This is a genomic window from Streptomyces sp. NPDC093591 (genome assembly GCF_044764885.1).
GTDB lineage: Bacteria > Actinomycetota > Actinomycetes > Streptomycetales > Streptomycetaceae > Streptomyces.
Genome location: NZ_JBIWIY010000023.1, coordinates 16,918 through 34,862, shown reverse-complemented (window position 1 = coordinate 34,862; position 17,945 = coordinate 16,918). Strand labels below are relative to the sequence as shown.

The window sequence follows — 17,945 nt, the reverse complement described above, 5'->3', positions numbered from 1 at the left end:
AAGGCGGACTCGGAGGCAGCCACCTCACCGGATGAATTACCAGATCAGACAGCCCGTAGCGAAACCGTTGCCGACCCGTCGGCACTCCCCCACAGCGACCGCATAGTGTGTGATGCCGTCCCAACGCGCCGTGACATCACGCCCGATCAGCCAGCGTTCGCCGACGTTCGCAAGCGTCAGCAAGCGATCAGCAAGCGATCAGCGGGAGTTCACGGCCGCCGCACCAAGTACCGTCATTTCAGGGGGAGTCAGCTCATGCGATCGATACGGCCGTCGTTCACCGCTCGCCGAGGAGGGAGCGCGCGCCGCCGTACCTCCCCGCTGCCCGTGGTCGCGCTCGCCGCGGCGCTGGCCTTCACCGTCACGGCCTGTGAGTCGGGCGACGCCGAGGCGGGCGGAGAGCCCACCGCGTCCGCGGCGGCCGGAGGTGAAGGCAAGATCACGATCCCGGACGACATCAAGGACAAGCTCAAAGAGCATGGGATCGACATCGACAAGTGGAAGGACGGCGCCTGGAAGAACTGGGACAGGGACGACTGGCTCCGCGAGGCGAAGGACTACATCAACCCGATCATCGAGGGCCTGTGGGACCCGGACCGTATGCGGGAGGCCGAGGACCCGGACCGGAGTGTCGACGACAGCGACCTCTCCGGTGACCAGGGGGTGACCGACCCGACGCCGGAGCCGGTGAACGCACGGGCCGTGCCGCCTGCGTACCACGCCAACGCCCCCGAGGCGGGCAAGGTGTTCTTCGACTCCCCCGAAGGCACGATGGTCTGCTCGGCGACCGTCGTAGAGGACCCGGCCAACCCCGGCAAGTCCAACATGGTCTGGACGGCGGGCCACTGTGTGCACGCGGGCAAGAGCGGCGGCTGGTACCGCAACATCGCGTTCGTGCCGTCGTACAACAACGCGGGCAAGGCGACGGCGGACCTGGAGAGCGCGACCAAGGAGGAGGTGGCTCCTTACGGCGTGTGGTGGGCCGACTGGGCACAGACCTCGGACCAGTGGATCGCGCAGGGTGGCCCGACGGGCGGGGACGGCGCGCCGTACGACTTCGCCGTGCTCCATGTGAAGCCGGAGGAGGGCGGCAACGGCAAGTCCCTGGAGGAAACGGTCGGTTCGGCCCTGCCGGTGGACTTCAACGCCCCCGCTGTCCCTCAGGTGAACAGCCTCAAGGCGATCGGCTACCCGGCCGCCGCGCCGTTCGACGGCCAGAAGCTGTTCCAGTGCCAGGACAAGCCGGGCCGGCTGTCGATCAACGAGTCGGCCCCGACGATGTACCGCATCGGCTGCACCATGACCGGCGGTTCGTCCGGCGGTGGCTGGGTCGCGACGGGCTCGGACGGCAAGCCCGCGCTGGTGTCCAACACCTCGATCGGCCCGGTGGATTCGGGCTGGCTGGCGGGTCCGAGGCTGGGCGCCGACGCCAAGAGCGTGTTCGACGGAGTGAGCGAGAAGTTCGCCGGTCAGTGACGGCGCCCTAGGTACCGACTGCGGTGGGGCGGTGGGGAGAAACCTTCACCGCCCCACCGCCGTTCGACCTCAACTCCCCGTGCATAGTGGGGTGTCGAGTCCGAGGGGCTCGCGCCCACGAGCGCACGCCCCCTCCGCGACACGCGCCCGCCATCAAGGCGCCACAGCAGTAGCACGCTTCAACGGGGGTCATCGCACCATGCGTTCCACACCTACGCCCGCAACTCCACGCCGCGGTCGGCGCTCCGTCCTCGCCGCCACCGGGCTCGTCGCCGCGCTGGCGCTGAGCGCGACCGCCTGTTCCGGCTCGACCGCGGACTCGGCCAGCGACCAGGCCGAAGCCGCCGCCTCGCAGGCCGCCGACGCCGCCAGTGACGCCGCCGGTGACGGCAAGATCCAGATCCCGGCCGAGCTCGCGGACAAGCTCCAGGAACACGGGATCGACCTGGACAAATGGAAGGAGGGGGCCTGGAAGAACTGGGACAAGGACAAGTGGCTCAGCGAGGCCAAGGACTTCGTCAACCCGGTGATCGAGGGCCTGTGGAAGCCTGACCGGATGCAGTCCGCGAAGGAGGCCAACAAGACGGTCACCACGCAGGACGCCTCGGCCGGCCAAGGCGTGAGCGACCCCGAGCCGGCGCCCGTGCAGGCCGCGGCCGAGAAGACGCCGTACCACCAGAACGCGGCCCCCGTCGGCAAGGTCTTCTTCGACACCCCGGACGGCCCGGCCGTCTGCTCCGGCACGGTCGTCAAGGACGTCAACCACCCCGGCAAGTCCAACCTCGTCTGGACGGCCGGCCACTGTGTGCACGCCGGCAAGAGCGGCGGCTGGTACCGCAACCTCGTCTTCGTCCCGGCCTACAACGACCTCGGCAAGTCCGAGGCGCAGCTGCGCAACGCGACGGCCACGGAGATCGCTCCCTACGGCAACTGGTGGGCCGACTGGGCCTCGACGTCGAACGAGTGGATCCAGGGCGGCTCGGAAACGGGCGGCGCTGGTGCCGCGTACGACTACGCCGTGCTGCATGTGAAGCCGGAGGCCGGAGCGAAGTCCCTGGAGGAGACCACCGGCGCCCTGGACGTCGACTTCTCCGCTCCGTCCGCGAGCGCGGTCGCCACGATGGGCGCCTGGGGCTACCCGGCGGCACCGCCGTACAACGGCCTGCGGATGTTCAAGTGCCTCGACCGTCCGGGCCGCTTGTCGCTGAGCCCCGCCCTGCCGACGATGTACCGGATCGGCTGCACCATGACCGGCGGTTCGTCGGGCGGCGGCTGGTTCCGCGTGGCGAACGGCAAGACCACGCTCGTGTCGAACACGTCGATCGGCCCGCAGGACAACACCTGGCTCGCGGGCCCGCAGCTGGGCGCGAGCGCCGAGTCGGTCTACCAGCACATGAGCAAGACGTACGGCGGCCGATGACGCCCGCCCACTGACACACACGGAAGGCCCGCCCCTTGCGAGAGGGGGCGGGCCTTCGGCGTTTCTACGGCAACCCGGGCCGCCGTATCCGTCTCGAACGACGGCTCAGGCAGCCGGCCTACGACAGCTCAGGCGGTCGCCGCCGGAACGTACGGCGCGAGATCCGCCGCCAGCTCCTCGTGCACCAGCGCCTTGAGCAGGGTGCCCTCCGGGGTGTGCTCCTCGGAGATCACCTCGCCCTCGGTGTGGGCGCGGGCCACGAGCTTGCCGTGGGTGTACGGCACGAGCGCCTCGATCTCGACGGACGGACGGGGCAGCTCGTCGTCGATCAGCGCGAGCAGCTCGTCGATGCCCTTGCCGGTGCGAGCCGACACAGCGATGGAACGCTTCTCGATCCGCATGAGCCGCTGCAGCGTCAGCGGGTCGGCCGCGTCCGCCTTGTTGATCACGACGATCTCCGGTACGTCGGTCGCGCCGACATCCCTGATCACCTCGCGCACGGCGGCCAGCTGCTCCTCCGGGTTCGGGTGCGAGCCGTCCACCACGTGCAGGATCAGGTCGGACTCGCCGACCTCCTCCATGGTGGAGCGGAACGCCTCGACCAGGTGGTGCGGCAGGTGCCGTACGAAGCCGACCGTGTCGGCCAGCGTGTACAGCCGTCCGCCCGGGGTCTCGGCCCGGCGTACGGTCGGGTCGAGGGTCGCGAACAGGGCGTTCTCGACCAGCACGCCCGCGCCGGTGAGGCGGTTGAGCAGGGAGGACTTGCCGGCGTTGGTGTAGCCCGCGATGGCGACCGACGGCACCTTGTGGCGCTTTCGCTCCTGGCGCTTGATCTCACGGCCGGTCTTCATCTCCGCGATCTCCCGGCGCATCTTCGCCATCTTCTCGCGGATCCGTCGCCGGTCCGTCTCGATCTTGGTCTCACCGGGACCACGGGTGGCGAGGCCGCCGCCCTTGCCGCCGCCCATCTGCCGGGACAGCGACTGGCCCCAGCCTCGCAGCCTCGGCAGCATGTACTGCATCTGCGCGAGCGCGACCTGCGCCTTGCCCTCTCGGGACTTGGCGTGCTGGGCGAAGATGTCGAGGATCAGGGCCGTACGGTCGATGACCTTGACCTTGACGACGTCTTCGAGGTGGATGAGCTGGCCCGGGCTGAGCTCACCGTCGCAGATGACGGTGTCGGCGCCCGTCTCGAGCACGATGTCCCGCAGCTCCTCGGCCTTGCCGGAGCCGATGTAGGTGGCCGCGTCGGGCTTGTCGCGGCGCTGGATCACGCCGTCGAGCACGAGCGCGCCCGCGGTCTCCGCGAGGGCGGCGAGCTCCGCGAGGGAGTTCTCCGAGTCCTGCACGGTCCCCGAGGTCCAGACACCGACGAGCACGACCCGCTCCAGGCGGAGCTGGCGGTACTCGACCTCGGTGACGTCCTCGAGCTCGGTGGAGAGGCCCGCCACACGGCGCAGAGCCGCGCGCTCGGAGCGGTCGAACTGGTCGCCGTCCCGCTCTCCGTCGATCTCGTGGCTCCAGGCGACGTCCTCTTCCATCAGGGCATCGGCCCGAAGACCTTCGGGATAGGTGTGCGCGAAGCGCTGCGTGTCCTGGGAAAAGGAAGAAGAGGAGGTCATTGGGTCCTTACGTCGATGGGGAATCCGTTTGTGGCGCCTGCACTGCTCATAACGCACGAGTGCCCCGGGAGATTCCCGCAGCCCGTGCCGCGCCGACCCGAAAATGGTCGCACGGCACGGGCCGTCTCGTCACCGCCTTATTTCGCGATCGCCTTGTTGACGGTCACCTTGCTGACGGTCACCTTGTGGAGGCTCGGCTTCTTGAGGCTCGGCTTCTTCGCCGTGGCCTTCTTCGCCGTGGCCTTCTTCGCCGTGGCCTTCTTCGCCGTGGCCTTCTTCGCCGTGGCCTTCTTCGCCGTGGTCTTCACGGTGCTCTTTTTCGCGGGCGCCTTGTCGGGGTCCGCGGCCTTCCACTCCGGCTGACCGGGCATCGGCGGGGTCTTCTTCCCGTACAGCCAGGCATGCAGGAACCCGTCGAGGTGGCGTCCGGAGATCTCCTCCGCGAGCGCGACGAAGTCCGCCGTCGTGGCGGAACCGTCCTGGTGACGGCTCACCCAGGCGCGTTCCAGACGCTCGAAGGCCGAGGCGCCGATCTCCTGACGCAGGGCGTACAGGACCAGTGCCGCGCCGTCGTAGACGTTCGGCCGGAAGATGCCGTTCTTCTTGCCGGGGGTGCCGGCCTTGGGGGCGGCCGGGGGTCCGCCGGCCGCACGCCAGCGGTCGGAGGCGGCGTACGCGGCCTTCATCCGTGCCTCCAGCGGCCGGCCGGTCTTCTCCGCCGCGTACAGGGCCTCGTACCAGGTGGCGTGCCCCTCGCTGAGCCACAGGTCGGACCAGGTGCGCGGGCTGACGCTGTCGCCGAACCACTGGTGCGCCAGCTCATGCACCATGATCGACTCGATGTACCACTTCGGGTAGGCCGACTCGGTGAAGAGCTCCTTCTCGAAGAGGGAGAGCGTCTGGGTCTCGAGTTCGAAGCCGGTGGCGGCCTCGGCCATCAGCAGGCCGTAGGTCTCGAAGGGGTACCGCCCGATCTTCCGCTCCATCCAGGCGATCTGGCCGGGGGTCTTCTTCAGCCACGGTTCGAGCCGCTCGCGGTCCTTGGTGGGTACGACGTCCCGTACGGGCAGCCCGTGCGGGCCGGTGCGGTGCAGCACCGTGGAACGGCCGATGGACACCTGGGCGAGCTCGGTGGCCATGGGGTGGCGCGTGCGATACGTCCAGGTCGTCGTCTTCCCCGCGCGGTCCACGTCGGTCCGCAGACCGTTGGCGACGGCGGTGTAGCCGTTGGGCGCGGTGACCCGGATGGTGAACATCGCCTTGTCGGAGGGGTGGTCGTTGCACGGGAACACGACGTGGGCAGCGTCGGCCTGGTTGGCCATGGCGAGGCCGTCGGCCGTCCGCACCCAGCCGCCGTCCCGGCTCTTGCCGTACTTGGGATCGCTGGTGTGCCGCACGGTGACCTGCATCCAGCTGCCCTCGGGCAACGACTCCTCGGGCGTGACCACGAGGTCCTCACCGGCACTGCTGAACGACGCGGGCTCCCCGTCGACCTCGACGGACTCGACCTTGCCGTGGGCGAAGTCCAGATTGAAGCGTTCCAGATCCGTGGTCGCCCAGGCGTTGATCGTGGTGACGGCCTTGAGGGGCTTGGCGTTGGTGCCGGAATAGGTGAAGGAGAGGTCGTACGACGCGACGTCGTAGCCGGGGTTGCCCAGGTGCGGGAAGAGGCGGTCGCCGACACCCAGGGGTTCGGGAGGGGCGCTCGCGGCGAGCAGGCAGGAGGAGAGGGCGACGGCGAACAGCGCGGGGGCCTTGAGACGCCGACGGGTTCGGGGACGGGGGCGAGGAGCGCCAGGGACTGGTCGCTGGGCCTCGGTGCGGGGGGTGAGCAGCATGCACCACGGCTATCAGCGCGCGCGTACGGGACGTCGACGACGCGCGACCGGCACACTCGAACGGGGGTGTCTGGTGGCTGCTGGGAGGGTGCAGTCGTTCAGGGGAGGGCGTGGATGTGAGGGTTGCCGACTCCCCCGGGGGTGCACACGTGCGCGTGCGCGCATCCGGCATCCATCGCCGGGCTCGACCCGCCCGCGCGGCTCGTTTCCCGTACTGCGCGCCCCGCGCATACGCCTCTCACGCACCCAAGCCCGCACTCCCGCACTCCCGTGTCGTCACCGCGGGCCGTGCCGAGGACGAAGCCGAAGATGAAGCCGACGTCGTGGGCGACCTCGTGGGCGACGCCGCCTCACGCCCCCTGCGTCTGTGGCTGAGCCCTGCTCACGTCATACACGCCCGCCACATTGCGCATCGCCCGCATCAGCCCCGGAAGCAGCGCCGCGTCCGGGAGTTGGACGGTGTAGGTGTGGCGCACGCGCTGCTGGCTCGGTGGCTCGACCGTCGCCGAGACGATTTCGGCGCCCTCCAGGGCCATCGCTTCCGTGAGGTCGGCCAGCAGGTGCGGGCGGACGAACGATTCGGCGACCAGGGTGACCCGGCACTCGGTGGTGTCTCCCCAGTGCACGCCGACCTCCGCGCGCCCCGCGCCCTTCATACGGCGCACGGCGGCGCACTCGACGCGGTGAACGGTCACCGCTCCCCCGCGCACGGAGAATCCGGTGACCTCGTCGGGCGGTACGGGGGTGCAGCAGCCGGCGAGGCGTACGGTCGCGCCCGGCCGGTCGACGAGGACGTCGGCGGTGGCGGAGCGGCCGGCCGGCCCCTCGGCGGCAGGGCGGACGGCCTGCCCGTCCGTGCCCGCCTCCTGGCCCGCCGGTCCGTCCGCCGTGGGCCGGAAGAGCACCCGGGTCTCCTCCGCTCCGGGGGCATCGCCCTGCGCGGGATGGGCGGCCAGCCACCGCTGGATGGCGATCCGGGCGGCGGGCGTGTGGGCGTGCTCCAGCCACTCCCTGGAGGGCTCCGAGGCAGGGTCCTGGCCCATGAGGAGCTGGACGGTGTCCCCGTCCCGCAGAACCGTGCTGAGCGTCGCCAGGCGCCCGTTGACGCGGGCGCCGATGCACGCGTGCGCGTCCTCGCCGTACTGCGCGTACGCGGCGTCCACACAGGTGGCGCCCTCGGGCAGGCCCAGGGTGCCGCCGTCGGGCCGGAAGACGGTGATCTCGCGGTCCTGGGCGAGGTCCTCGCGGAGCGTCGACCAGAAGGTGTCCGGGTCGGGCGCGGCCTCCTGCCAGTCGAGGAGCCGGGACAGCCAGCCGGGGCGCGTGGGGTCGGCGCGCTCACCGTCACTCGAAGGGGCCTGCTCCTCCGAAGGAGGAGCGTAGGGATTGCCGAGCGCCACGACACCGGCCTCGGCGACCTTGTGCATCTGGTGGGTCCGGATGAGGACTTCGGTGACCTGGCCGTCCTCGCGGGCGACGGCGGTGTGCAGCGACTGGTACAGGTTGAACTTGGGGACGGCGATGAAGTCCTTGAACTCCGAGACGACCGGCGTCATACAGGTGTGCAGTTCGCCCAGGACGCCGTAACAGTCCGCGTCCTCGTTCACCAGCACCAGCAGCCGCCCGAAGTCGGCGCCGCGCAGCCTGCCGCGCTTGCGGGACACCCGGTGCACCGAGACGAAGTGCCGCGGCCGGATGAGGACTTCGGCCTGGATGTCGGCTTCGCGCAGAACCTTGCGCACCGCGTCGGCCGTCTCGGCGAGCGGATCGTCGGCGCGGGAGGCGTTTTCGACGATCAGCTCCCGGGTGTGCTCGTACTCGTCCGGGTGGAGGATCGCGAAGACCAGGTCTTCCAGTTCGGTCTTGAGCGCCTGGACGCCGAGCCGTTCGGCGAGCGGGATGAGGACGTCGCGGGTCACCTTGGCGATGCGGGCCTGCTTCTCGGGGCGCATCACACCGAGGGTGCGCATGTTGTGCAGCCGGTCGGCGAGTTTGATCGACATCACCCGGACGTCGTTGCCGGTGGCGACGAGCATCTTGCGGAAGGTCTCCGGCTCGGCGGCGGCGCCGTAGTCGACCTTCTCCAGCTTGGTCACGCCGTCGACCAGGAAGCGGACCTCCGCCCCGAACTGCTCACCGACCTGATCGAGGGTCACATCGGTGTCCTCGACCGTGTCGTGGAGCAGAGACGCCGTCAAGGTCGTGGTCTCGGCGCCGAGTTCGGCGAGGATCAGGGTCACCGCGAGCGGGTGCGTGATGTACGGCTCGCCGCTCTTGCGCATCTGGCCGCGGTGCGAGGACTCGGCCAGCACATAGGCGCGGCGCAGCGGTTCGAGGTCGGCGTCGGGATGGTGGGCCCGGTGGGCGTCGACGACATGGCTGATGGCGTCGGGCAGCCGGCCGCGTGAGGCGGGGCCGAGCAGCGCGGCCCGGCCGAGGCGGCGCAGATCGATCCGGGCGCGGGCCTTCCTGCGGGACACCGCGGGCGTCACAGGGCCTGCTACCGGGCCTGGCGTCGCGGGGTTCGTTGCCTCCGCACTCATGGGCACCTCCGGCTGCGTGGACCGGCGGACGGGGTGCCCCATGGCGGACACGGCTCAGGGGATGGCGACATCTCCCCCGTCCGGGCCGGTGCTTGATGCTACCGAGCCCATCACGTGCGGCTGACCGCCTCTCGCCGAGCGTGAAACGGATCACCCATTCGAGCGAGGGTTCACAGGTTTACGATTTTCCGCCACCTGGCAGACGACAGGCCATGATTTCGAACGCGAACGTTCCTCCGGAAGGGGCGGCTGACAGGCGCCGGAGCGGTCAAGGCTGGGATAGCCAGCCGCCCCTGCCCCTCAACTGACCGCGTTTTCCAGCCAGTCCGCGTCGATCTCACCCTCGGCGACGATCACCGCGGGGCCGGTCATCTCGATCTCGCCGTCCGGCCGCTCGGTGATCACCAGGGTGCCGCCCGGCACATCGACGGTGTACGTCGTGGGGGTGCCGGTGACCGTCGGGTCGGCGCCGTCCCGCCGCGCGGCGGCCACGGCGACGGCACACGCGCCCGTGCCGCACGAACGGGTCTCGCCGGAACCACGCTCGTGCACGCGCAGGGCGACATGCCCGGGCCCGCGGTCGACCACGAACTCGACGTTGACCCCGTCCGGGTAGGCGGCGGCTGGGCTGAACGGCGGCGGAGAGTACAGGTCACCGGCGTGCGCGAGGTCGTCCACGAAGGCGACGGCGTGCGGGTTGCCCATGTTCACATTGCGCGCGGGCCAGCTGCGCTCGCCGACGCTGACCGTGACGTCCCCTTCGGGGAGCCGCGCCTTGCCCATGCCGACCGTGACGTCACCGTCCTTGGCGATGTGCACCGTCTTCACGCCCCCGCGCGTGGCGACGGCGAGGTCGCCCTCGGCGACATGTCCGGCGCGCTGGAGGTAGCGCGCGAACACGCGTACGCCGTTGCCGCACATCTCCGCGATCGAGCCGTCGCCGTTGCGGTAGTCCATGAACCACTCGGCCTCGGCCGCCATGTCCTGGGCCTCGGGGTGCGCCGCGGACCGCACCACATGCAGCAGTCCGTCACCGCCGATGCCCGCGCGGCGGTCGCACAGCGCGGCGACGGCGGCCGGGGGCAGGTCGATGGCGTTCTCGGGGTCCGGGACGATCACGAAGTCGTTCTCGGTGCCGTGCCCCTTGAGGAAGGCGATCCGCGTGCTCATTCCTCGATCGTAAGGGGTCGGTACGACAAGCCATGCGCGTGCGGGGTCGCGGGGCCCTGGGGCAGCCCACGCGCGTGGTCGTACCCCGATCCACGCACGCGTGGAGGTCAGCGCAGCCGGGCCACGCGCCACACGGCGAGCACGACCACCGCGGCCACGAGCAGGACGTAGGCTCCGACGACCCGCCAGTCGGGCCTGCGTCCGGCGCCCCGCGGCGGGAGGCCCGGCCAGGTGTAGCCGACCCGGCGGGCGGCCATCATGCCCCAGCCGGCCGCGCAGGAGCAGATCAGCAGGCCCAGCATGGCGATCACGGCCCCGCTGTCGCCGAAGTCGAAGGCCAGCGGGAACGCGAACATCAGGGAGCCGACCGCGGCGAGGGAGACGATGGGCGCGAGCTGCCAGATCCGCAGTCGGCGCTGCGGGCGCAGCTCGACCTCGACCTCCGGGCCGCTTGCGTACATCTCCTCGGGCTCGGGGCCGTCGTCGGTGACGCCACCTTCCGCTTCGTCGGGACCGTCGGGGCTCAGACGGTCGCCGTCCCGCTCCGGTTCGCCCCGGTCGGTGGTGACGTTCTCGGTGCTTCGTGCGGTGTCGCGAGGGCCGGCCTCCATCGCCACGCGCCCTCCCAACTCGGACTCCACTTGGTCGATCGAAGCTCGATGATGGCATGGCGCCGGAGGCCCGGACGGCGGCCGGAGCGTCCCGATGCCATCACGTGATCAGGCTGTAACCGGTCGTTCGAGCAACGCCAGCGCGAGAGGCGGAAGTTCTGTGAGATCCGCCGCAGCCCCACTCAGCCAGTGCACCCGCGGGTCGCGCCTGAACCATGAATCCTGGCGGCGCGCGAAGCGCTTGGTGGCACGTACGGTCTCGGCGCGCGCCTCTTCGAGGGTGCACTCCCCGGCGAGCGCCGCGAGTACCTGCTGGTAGCCGAGCGCACGCGAGGCCGTACGCCCCTCACGCAACCCTTGCGCCTCCAGCGCGCGGACCTCCTCCACGAGCCCGGCCTCCCACATCCGGTCGACCCGGCGCGCGATGCGCTCGTCGAGCTCGGGGCGTGCCACGTCGACGCCGATCTGGACCGTGTCGTAGACCGAGTCGTGGCCGGGGAGGTTGGCAGTGAAGGGCTGGCCGGTGATTTCGATCACCTCGAGGGCCCGGACGATACGGCGCCCGTTGCTGGGCAGGATCGCCTGCGCGGCTTCGGGGTCGGCGGCGGCCAGGCGGGCGTGCAGCGCGCCGGAGCCGCGCAGCGCGAGCTCCTCCTCCAGCCGGGCCCTGACCTCGGGGTCGGTGCCGGGGAACTCCAGATTGTCGACGGCTCCACGGACGTACAGCCCCGAGCCGCCGACCAGGATCGGCCAGCGTCCCTCGGCCAGCAGGGCGTCGATGCGCTCGCGCGCGAGCCGCTGGTACTCGGCGACGGACGCCGTGACCGTCACGTCCCAGATGTCCAGCAGGTGGTGCGGGACATCGGCGCGCTCCTCGGGCGTCAGCTTGGCGGTGCCGATGTCCATCCCTCGGTAGAGCTGCATGGAGTCGGCGTTGACGACCTCACCGCCGAGCCGCTGGGCCAGGAACACGCCCAGATCGGACTTTCCGGCCGCGGTCGGTCCGACGACGGCGATGACTCGGGGGGTGGAGGATGCGCTGCTCACCGACCCAGTCTCGCAAACCTCAGTGGGTGGCCTCGAACGAGTTACGTGACGGCACGCGCGCGGGGTCGTTGCCAGTTGCGAGGTTCTCGCCGCCGGTTTCGCGGGGGCGGCGACCGGGCGACGCAAACGGGCGCACCGGACGACGCGGGATTTCGCCCGCACGAGTAACGTATGGAGTGGATATGGGCGTTTTCGCACGGCTTCTCCGGAGGTCGAAGGCTACGGAGGAGGCGTCAACCGCCGAGGCGCAGGCCGGCACACCAACGGCCGAACCCGCGGCGGAGGAGGCGGCAGAGGCGAAGGGGTCGGCCGAGGTCCAGGCCGAGGACGGGACCGATGACGGGGCCCGGCCGACGGCGGCGGAGCCTGTCGAGGCCGATACCGACGAGGGCGTCGAGATCCCCAAGCAGCAGTCCGCCGACGAGGCGGCCGATCGTGAGGCCGACGAGAGCGCCCGCACGTAACTGCCCCGCGCGGGAAGGTGAAGCATGGGTCTGATGGATAATTTGAAAGCCAAACTCGCCCCGGCCAAGGACAAGGTCTCCGACTTCGCGCAGCGGCACGAGGACAAGGTCCAGCACGGCCTCGACAAGGCCGCGAAGGTCGTTGACGAGAGAACCAAGGGCAAGTACAGCGACAAGATCCACACGGGCACGGGCAAGGCCAAGGGCGCCGTGGACCGACTCGCGCACAAGGGCGACGACACGGCGACGGGCAGCAGCACGCCGCCGCCGGACGCACCCCCGCCGACCACCTGAACGGCATATATCGACGGACGGCCGTGGAGCTCGAGGGCTCCCGGCCGTCCGCCGTTTTCGGACGGGCCCGACCCGCCCTACGACCAGGTCGCGACCAGGTACCCCACCCCGTACGGCGCGTCCTCGTACAGCAGGGCGCCCGAGAGGTCCGCCTCCTCGGCGGCTCCCGCGAGGACCTGCCACGGGGCCCGGCCCGAGGCCCTGAGGTCACGCGCGAGCTCGGTGTCCAGCGTCTTCAGGGCGGCCACGTCCGCCTTGCCCAGCGCACGTGCGACGGACGCGTCGAAAGGTGCCGCCCGCTCGTCGAGGTAGCCGGGAGCCTTGAGCGTGCGGCAGGCGCTGGCGTCGCCCATCACCAGCAGCGCCACCCGCTCGGCCCGGGCGGCGATGTCCCTTCCGGTTTCAATGCACCGCTCGGCCTCCAGAGGTTCCCCCACACCGAGTCCCTCGATCGGGGCGTCCTCCCAACCGGTCCGCTGCAGCAGCCACGCGGCGACGGCCAGCGAGGCCGGAAGCCGGCGTTCCGACGGCGCCGGGGCGGCCGCTTCGTCCTCGGCCCGGCCGAGCCGTACGTCGATGTCCACGCCGAAGCCGCGGAAGGAACCCCAGGCCCCTTGCGGATACGCTCCGCGCCCGCTCTCCTCGGCCGGCCCTACGACGACGAGCCGGTCCGGCCGCGCGGCCGCCAGCAGGCCGAGCGCATCCGTGCACGCGGCCCGCGCGGCATCCAGTTCGGGTGCGGCACCCGCGGCGAGCTCGGGCACGAGGAGCGGCGGGCAGGGGCAGACGGCGGCGGCGACAAGCATGATCGGCAGCCTACTGCGGCGCCCCGGGGCGGCCCGGGACGGCGCCCGCGGGTCACAGGGCGTCCGAGCTCCACACTCGCTCCGCGAGCGAGTACCGCAGGCAATACGTGCCCAGTCCGCCCTTGACCTCCACGTAGTACGTGTCGTCGTCCACGCGGTAGACCTCGCGACGCCGTTGTTGCAGCCCCTCGGTGAACTTGTGCGTGCACGCCGTCTCGTACAGCGTGCGGCGGGCCTCCTCGCGGGTGCCTTCGAAACGTGCGATCGGCCGGAACCTGTCCGGCAACTCCTCGACGACCACCCGATGAGCCATGCCCGCACCCCTCACGGTTCGGTCAGTCGACGGCGCAGCCCCCGGTGACCACCGGCAGCGGATCCGGCACGCCCACCTTGGGCAGGCCCAGCAGCACACCGGCCGGCTTGGGCTGCTCAGCGGCGTTCCGCTTCTCCCAGGCGTCGCCCGCGCGCGTGCGGCGCACGTCGAGGACGGCGCCCTCGGCGAGGAGGTGGTGCGGGGCGGCGTACGTGATCTCGACCGTCACCACGTCGCCGGGGCGGACCTCCTGCTCCGGCTTGGTGAAGTGGACCAGGCGGTTGTCGGGGGCGCGGCCGGACAGGCGGTGGGTGGTGCCGTCCTTGCGGCCCTCGCCCTCGGCGACCATCAGCTCCAGCTTGCGGCCGACCTGCTTCTTGTTCTCCTCCCAGGAGATCTCCTCCTGGACGGCGACGAGACGCTCGTAGCGCTCCTGGACGACCTGCTTGGGGATCTGGTTGTCCATGGTGGCCGCCGGGGTGCCGGGCCGCTTGGAGTACTGGAACGTGAAGGCCTGGGCGAAGCGGGCCTCGCGGACGACGTGCAGGGTCTGCTCGAAGTCCTCCTCGGTCTCGCCGGGGAAGCCCACGATGATGTCGGTCGTGATCGCGGCGTGCGGAATGGCGGCGCGGACCTTCTCGATGATCCCGAGGTAGCGCTCCTGGCGGTAGGAGCGGCGCATCGCCTTGAGGACCGTGTCCGAGCCGGACTGGAGCGGCATGTGCAGCTGCGGCATCACGTTCGGCGTCTCGGCCATGGCGGCGATGACGTCGTCGGTGAAGTCGCGCGGGTGCGGGGAGGTGAAGCGGACACGCTCCAGGCCCTCGATGTTCCCGCAGGCCCGCAGCAGCTTGCTGAACGCCTCGCGGTCGCCGATGTCGGAGCCGTACGCGTTGACGTTCTGGCCGAGCAGCGTGATCTCGCTGACGCCCTCGCCGACCAGCGCCTCGATCTCGGCGAGGATGTCGCCGGTGCGGCGGTCCTTCTCCTTGCCGCGCAGCGCCGGGACGATGCAGAAGGTGCAGGTGTTGTTGCAGCCGACGGAGATCGACACCCAGGCCGCGTAGGCGCTCTCGCGCCGCGTCGGCAGCGTCGACGGGAACGCCTCCAGCGACTCGGCGATCTCGACCTGCGCCTCTTCCTGTACGCGCGCGCGTTCCAGCAGGACGGGCAGCTTGCCGATGTTGTGCGTGCCGAAGACGACGTCCACCCAGGGCGCCCGCTTCACGATGGTGTCGCGGTCCTTCTGCGCGAGGCAGCCGCCGACCGCGATCTGCATCCCGGGCCGCTTGGTCTTCATGGGGGCGAGGTGGCCGAGGTTGCCGTACAGCTTGTTGTCGGCGTTCTCGCGGACCGCGCAGGTGTTGAAGACGACGACGTCCGCGTCGCCGTTCGAGCCCTCGGGCGCGCGTACGTAACCGGCATCTTCGAGCAGTCCGGACAATCGCTCGGAATCGTGGACGTTCATCTGGCACCCGTAGGTGCGCACCTCGTATGTCTTCACGCCCACTGCCTGGCTCCGGTCGCTGCTGCTCATGGGACAAGGGTATGCGGTCGCCGGAGCCGCCCGCCCCGGCGTTCGGCGGCGGTACCGGTGGGAGCGGGCTATCGCGCGGGGCCGGCTTCACTGTTCTGTATGCGGTGAGTTACCTCGGTGAGGCCATCGGCGATGGTCGCGAGCTGCTGGGGTGTGAGGACGTCGATGAGCAGCTCGCGGACCTGTGCGACATGGCCCGGGGCCGCCCGCTCCAGCATGCGCCTGCCCGCGTCGGCGAGGACGGCGTAGACCGCGCGCGGGTCGCCGGGGCAGGAGCGTCGGGTCACCAGCCCGGCCTTTTCCAGCTGGGTGATCTGGTACGTCAGGCCGCTCTTGGAGTTGAGGAGCGCGTCGGCGAGCGCGCTCATGCGCATCTCCCGGTCCGGGGCCGCGTCGAGGCGCACGAGGATCTCGTACTGAAGGTGCGTGATCCCCACGTCGTCCTTGAGCTGTTGATCCAGACGGCGATTGATGAGCGCCCCGGCGGCCACGAAGGCGTACCAGGCGCGCCGCTCTTCCTCGTTCAACCACTGCGGTGGGGCCATGTTGTCCAGGTTAGCGCGGTTGTTCAAATTCGAACCTGGAGTGCGCGAGGAGGCGGGCGTCACCCAGTGCCGGTGCGGTGTGACCGGCACAACACGGGCGAAGTTGTTCCAAATTTGAAGCTCCGCGCTATCGTCGAGGTATCCGGTTCAAATTTGAACCTACCGGTTGGTCCAGCCCTCGAAGGAGCACTCATGGACGTCGCCTCTTCCGCAGGCCCCACAGATCACACAGATCCCGCGGGTCACGCAGGTCGCACTCGCCTCGCCGACGCTTCAGTACGCACCCGCGTGACCATCCCGCTTCGCTTCGCCGACGGTTACGAGGTCACCGCCGAGGCAGTCACGTTCCACGGCCTGGCCGACGGCAAGGAGCACGTGGCCCTCGTCCTCGGCGATCCCACGATGGCGCCGGCACCGCTGGTGCGGCTGCACTCCGAGTGCCTGACCGGGGACGTGTTCGGCTCGGCGCGCTGCGACTGCGGTCCGCAGCTGCGCGAGGCCGTGGAGCGCATCGCCACCACCGGCGGCATCCTGCTCTACCTCCGTCAGGAGGGCCGCGGCATCGGCCTCTACAACAAGCTGGACGCCTACGCCCTGCAGGACGCGGGCCTGGACACCTACGAGGCCAACACCGCGCTCGGCCTGCCCGAGGACGGCCGAGACTACACCGCCGCCGCCCAGATGCTGAGCGCCCTCGGCATCGACGAGCTGGACCTGCTCACCAACAACCCCGACAAGGCGGGGCAGTTGCGCGAACTGGGCGTCCCCGTGCGCTTCGTCCGGCCCACCGGAGTCTTCGCCACCGGCAGCAACGTCCGCTACCTGCGTGCCAAGGCCCAGCACACCCACCACACCATCGCCCTGCCCGAACCGGTCGGCCTCGCCGCGCTGGCCGGCTGACCCAGCCCGTCGGCCCCCTCCCTCGGCACCCATCCCCCGAAGTTCTGGAGTTCTCCGTGCCTTCATCCCTCGCCCACGTCGCCACCGACGCCGCCCCGCGCTACGCCAAGCAGCTCGCCTCGCACTTCGGCCGGAAGATCCCGGTCGAGGAGACACCCGACGGCGGGCACCGCCTCACTTTCCAGCACACCGACGTCGTACTCGAAGCCCTGGACGACCACCTGCTGATTCGGGTCACCGCACCTGACACGGCCGCGCTCGCCGCCATCCAGGACGTCGTGGGCAGTCACCTCGAACGCTTCGGGCAGCGCAACGGACTGACCGTGACGTGGGACGAACCCGCTCAGGCCTGACGACACGCCCCAGGAGACACGACCAGGAGACAAGAGAAGGGCACCGCCATGAAGGCCGTCATCATCACCGACTTCGGGGCCGAGCCGCTCGTCACCGACTTGCCCGTACCGGAACCGGGCCCGGGTGAGCTGCTGGTCCGCCTGCGCGCCGCCTCGCTCAACCCCTTCGACTGGAAGGTCGCCGACGGAGCCCTCAAGGGCATGGTCGAACACGGCTTTCCCCTCGTCATGGGCTCGGACGGCGCCGGCGTGGTCGAGCGCATCGGCCCCGGCGTGAACCGCTTCCGGCCCGGCGACACCGTCTACGGGCAGTTCATGAACCTCCCGTACGGCCGGGGCTCCTACGCCGAGTACGTGCTGGCCGCCGAGGACGGCACGATCGCCCGCATGCCCGACGACCTGCCGTTCGCCGTCGCGGCCGCGCTGCCCACCGCCGGTGTCACCGCCTACCAGGCCATCGAGGCCGCCCGCCTCGACACCGGCCATGTGATCCTCATCAACGGGGCATCCGGCGGTGTGGGCCAGTCCGCGATCCAGTTCGCCGCCCTCCAGGGGGCCCATGTGCTGGCCACCGGCACCGGCGACATAGCGGACCGCCTCCGCGAACTCGGCGCCGACCGGATCATCGACTTCGCTGCCGCACCCACCGCCGAGCAGGTCCTCGCCGCCCACCCCGACGGCATCGACGTCGTACTCGACCTGGTCACCCGGCCCGGCGGCGACATCGACGCCCTGGCCGGCCTGCTCAAACCCGGCGGCAGGCTCATCAGCACCAACCGGGCCACCGACCCCGACGCATTGGCCGCCCGCGAGATCCACGGCATCAACCTCGTCAACGACCCCAGCCGGGCGGAGCTGGAGTCACTCGCCGCCCTTGCCGACGCCGGAAAGCTCCGGATCACGATCGATGCCGAGGTCCCCCTGGCCGACGCCCCCACCGTTGTGGCCCGCGCCCGGGCCGGCGGCTCCCGCGGCAAGACGGTCATCCTGCCCTGACCCACACCGG

At 70.6% G+C, this 17,945-nt stretch carries 17 protein-coding genes; 7 read left to right on the top strand and 10 right to left on the bottom strand.

Features of this window, described 5'->3' with window-relative positions; genetic code table 11:
* The first annotated feature begins 255 nt into the window (after positions 1-255).
* Entirely contained in the window at positions 256-1,476 is a 1,221-nt protein-coding gene (locus ACIREI_RS39025; protein ID WP_403343662.1) for a trypsin-like serine peptidase, read from the top strand.
* A 199-nt stretch (positions 1,477-1,675) separates the two neighbouring features.
* Entirely contained in the window at positions 1,676-2,896 is a 1,221-nt protein-coding gene (locus ACIREI_RS39020; protein ID WP_403343660.1) for a trypsin-like serine peptidase, read from the top strand.
* 128 nt (positions 2,897-3,024) lie between these two features.
* Here the strand turns inward: ACIREI_RS39020 and hflX are convergent, their stop codons facing one another.
* The 6 genes from hflX to miaA all read right to left on the bottom strand — a co-directional run bounded on the left by hflX (position 3,025) and on the right by miaA (position 11,727).
* Complete coding sequence (gene hflX / locus ACIREI_RS39015; protein WP_403343657.1) at positions 3,025-4,518, bottom strand: GTPase HflX; 1,494 nt, start codon at positions 4,516-4,518, stop codon at positions 3,025-3,027.
* 137 nt (positions 4,519-4,655) lie between these two features.
* Complete coding sequence (locus ACIREI_RS39010; protein WP_403343654.1) at positions 4,656-6,356, bottom strand: M1 family metallopeptidase; 1,701 nt, start codon at positions 6,354-6,356, stop codon at positions 4,656-4,658.
* A gap of 350 nt (positions 6,357-6,706) precedes the next feature.
* A complete protein-coding gene (locus tag ACIREI_RS39005; RefSeq protein ID WP_403343651.1) occupies positions 6,707-8,899 on the bottom strand; it encodes a RelA/SpoT family protein in 2,193 nt (730 codons plus the stop codon).
* Between the two features lie 300 nt (positions 8,900-9,199).
* Positions 9,200-10,069: a diaminopimelate epimerase gene (dapF, locus tag ACIREI_RS39000; RefSeq protein ID WP_403343648.1), complete on the bottom strand. Its 870-nt coding sequence runs from the start codon at positions 10,067-10,069 to the stop codon at positions 9,200-9,202.
* Between the two features lie 107 nt (positions 10,070-10,176).
* Positions 10,177-10,680: a hypothetical protein gene (locus ACIREI_RS38995; RefSeq protein WP_403343971.1), complete on the bottom strand. Its 504-nt coding sequence runs from the start codon at positions 10,678-10,680 to the stop codon at positions 10,177-10,179.
* 108 nt (positions 10,681-10,788) lie between these two features.
* The gene (gene miaA / locus ACIREI_RS38990) at positions 10,789-11,727 is read right to left on the bottom strand and encodes a tRNA (adenosine(37)-N6)-dimethylallyltransferase MiaA (RefSeq protein WP_403343645.1); all 939 of its coding nucleotides are present in this window, start codon (positions 11,725-11,727) and stop codon (positions 10,789-10,791) included.
* Between the two features lie 182 nt (positions 11,728-11,909).
* On the opposite strand from miaA, the gene ACIREI_RS38985 reads away from it, so the two are divergent.
* Together ACIREI_RS38985 and ACIREI_RS38980 are read left to right on the top strand one after the other, a co-directional pair.
* A complete protein-coding gene (locus ACIREI_RS38985; RefSeq protein WP_403343642.1) occupies positions 11,910-12,191 on the top strand; it encodes a hypothetical protein in 282 nt (93 codons plus the stop codon).
* A gap of 24 nt (positions 12,192-12,215) precedes the next feature.
* Positions 12,216-12,485: an antitoxin gene (locus ACIREI_RS38980; RefSeq protein WP_403343639.1), complete on the top strand. Its 270-nt coding sequence runs from the start codon at positions 12,216-12,218 to the stop codon at positions 12,483-12,485.
* A gap of 77 nt (positions 12,486-12,562) precedes the next feature.
* On the opposite strand, the gene ACIREI_RS38975 is transcribed toward ACIREI_RS38980, so the two are convergent.
* The 4 genes from ACIREI_RS38975 to ACIREI_RS38960 all read right to left on the bottom strand — a co-directional run bounded on the left by ACIREI_RS38975 (position 12,563) and on the right by ACIREI_RS38960 (position 15,686).
* Entirely contained in the window at positions 12,563-13,291 is a 729-nt protein-coding gene (locus ACIREI_RS38975; RefSeq protein ID WP_403343636.1) for a class III extradiol dioxygenase subunit B-like domain-containing protein, read from the bottom strand.
* Positions 13,292-13,343: 52 nt separating this feature from the next.
* Positions 13,344-13,604 carry a hypothetical protein gene (locus ACIREI_RS38970; RefSeq protein ID WP_403343634.1) on the bottom strand — a complete coding sequence of 87 codons (261 nt, stop codon included), beginning with the start codon at positions 13,602-13,604 and terminating at the stop codon, positions 13,344-13,346.
* Positions 13,605-13,626: 22 nt separating this feature from the next.
* Complete coding sequence (gene miaB, locus ACIREI_RS38965) at positions 13,627-15,141, bottom strand: tRNA (N6-isopentenyl adenosine(37)-C2)-methylthiotransferase MiaB (RefSeq protein WP_403343631.1); 1,515 nt, start codon at positions 15,139-15,141, stop codon at positions 13,627-13,629.
* A 68-nt stretch (positions 15,142-15,209) separates the two neighbouring features.
* The gene (locus tag ACIREI_RS38960; RefSeq protein ID WP_403343628.1) at positions 15,210-15,686 is read right to left on the bottom strand and encodes a MarR family winged helix-turn-helix transcriptional regulator; all 477 of its coding nucleotides are present in this window, start codon (positions 15,684-15,686) and stop codon (positions 15,210-15,212) included.
* A 288-nt stretch (positions 15,687-15,974) separates the two neighbouring features.
* Here ACIREI_RS38960 and ribA point away from each other — a divergent pair, with 288 nt between their 5' ends.
* Genes ribA through ACIREI_RS38945 form a run of 3 tightly spaced genes read left to right on the top strand, consistent with a single transcriptional unit; the run spans position 15,975 to position 17,935 of the window.
* Positions 15,975-16,586: a GTP cyclohydrolase II gene (gene ribA, locus ACIREI_RS38955; protein ID WP_403343625.1), complete on the top strand. Its 612-nt coding sequence runs from the start codon at positions 15,975-15,977 to the stop codon at positions 16,584-16,586.
* Between the two features lie 56 nt (positions 16,587-16,642).
* Entirely contained in the window at positions 16,643-16,939 is a 297-nt protein-coding gene (locus ACIREI_RS38950; protein WP_403343622.1) for a DUF2218 domain-containing protein, read from the top strand.
* 48 nt (positions 16,940-16,987) lie between these two features.
* Positions 16,988-17,935, top strand: coding sequence for an NADP-dependent oxidoreductase (locus tag ACIREI_RS38945; RefSeq protein ID WP_403343619.1), 948 nt, complete (start codon positions 16,988-16,990; stop codon positions 17,933-17,935).
* Positions 17,936-17,945: the final 10 nt, after the last annotated feature.

What these genes read in the sequence shown, in the direction of transcription:
- ACIREI_RS39025 (WP_403343662.1), top strand. Translation starts at nt 256, where the DNA reads ATGCGATCGATACGGCCGTCGTTCACCGCTCGCCGAGGAGGGAGCGCG.
- ACIREI_RS39020 (WP_403343660.1), top strand. Translation starts at nt 1,676, where the DNA reads ATGCGTTCCACACCTACGCCCGCAACTCCACGCCGCGGTCGGCGCTCC.
- hflX (WP_403343657.1), bottom strand. Translation starts at nt 4,518, where the DNA reads ATGACCTCCTCTTCTTCCTTTTCCCAGGACACGCAGCGCTTCGCGCAC.
- ACIREI_RS39010 (WP_403343654.1), bottom strand. Translation starts at nt 6,356, where the DNA reads ATGCTGCTCACCCCCCGCACCGAGGCCCAGCGACCAGTCCCTGGCGCT.
- ACIREI_RS39005 (WP_403343651.1), bottom strand. Translation starts at nt 8,899, where the DNA reads ATGAGTGCGGAGGCAACGAACCCCGCGACGCCAGGCCCGGTAGCAGGC.
- dapF (WP_403343648.1), bottom strand. Translation starts at nt 10,069, where the DNA reads ATGAGCACGCGGATCGCCTTCCTCAAGGGGCACGGCACCGAGAACGAC.
- ACIREI_RS38995 (WP_403343971.1), bottom strand. Translation starts at nt 10,680, where the DNA reads ATGGAGGCCGGCCCTCGCGACACCGCACGAAGCACCGAGAACGTCACC.
- ACIREI_RS38985 (WP_403343642.1), top strand. Translation starts at nt 11,910, where the DNA reads ATGGGCGTTTTCGCACGGCTTCTCCGGAGGTCGAAGGCTACGGAGGAG.
- ACIREI_RS38980 (WP_403343639.1), top strand. Translation starts at nt 12,216, where the DNA reads ATGGGTCTGATGGATAATTTGAAAGCCAAACTCGCCCCGGCCAAGGAC.
- ACIREI_RS38975 (WP_403343636.1), bottom strand. Translation starts at nt 13,291, where the DNA reads ATGCTTGTCGCCGCCGCCGTCTGCCCCTGCCCGCCGCTCCTCGTGCCC.
- ACIREI_RS38970 (WP_403343634.1), bottom strand. Translation starts at nt 13,604, where the DNA reads ATGGCTCATCGGGTGGTCGTCGAGGAGTTGCCGGACAGGTTCCGGCCG.
- miaB (WP_403343631.1), bottom strand. Translation starts at nt 15,141, where the DNA reads ATGAGCAGCAGCGACCGGAGCCAGGCAGTGGGCGTGAAGACATACGAG.
- ACIREI_RS38960 (WP_403343628.1), bottom strand. Translation starts at nt 15,686, where the DNA reads ATGGCCCCACCGCAGTGGTTGAACGAGGAAGAGCGGCGCGCCTGGTAC.
- ACIREI_RS38945 (WP_403343619.1), top strand. Translation starts at nt 16,988, where the DNA reads ATGAAGGCCGTCATCATCACCGACTTCGGGGCCGAGCCGCTCGTCACC.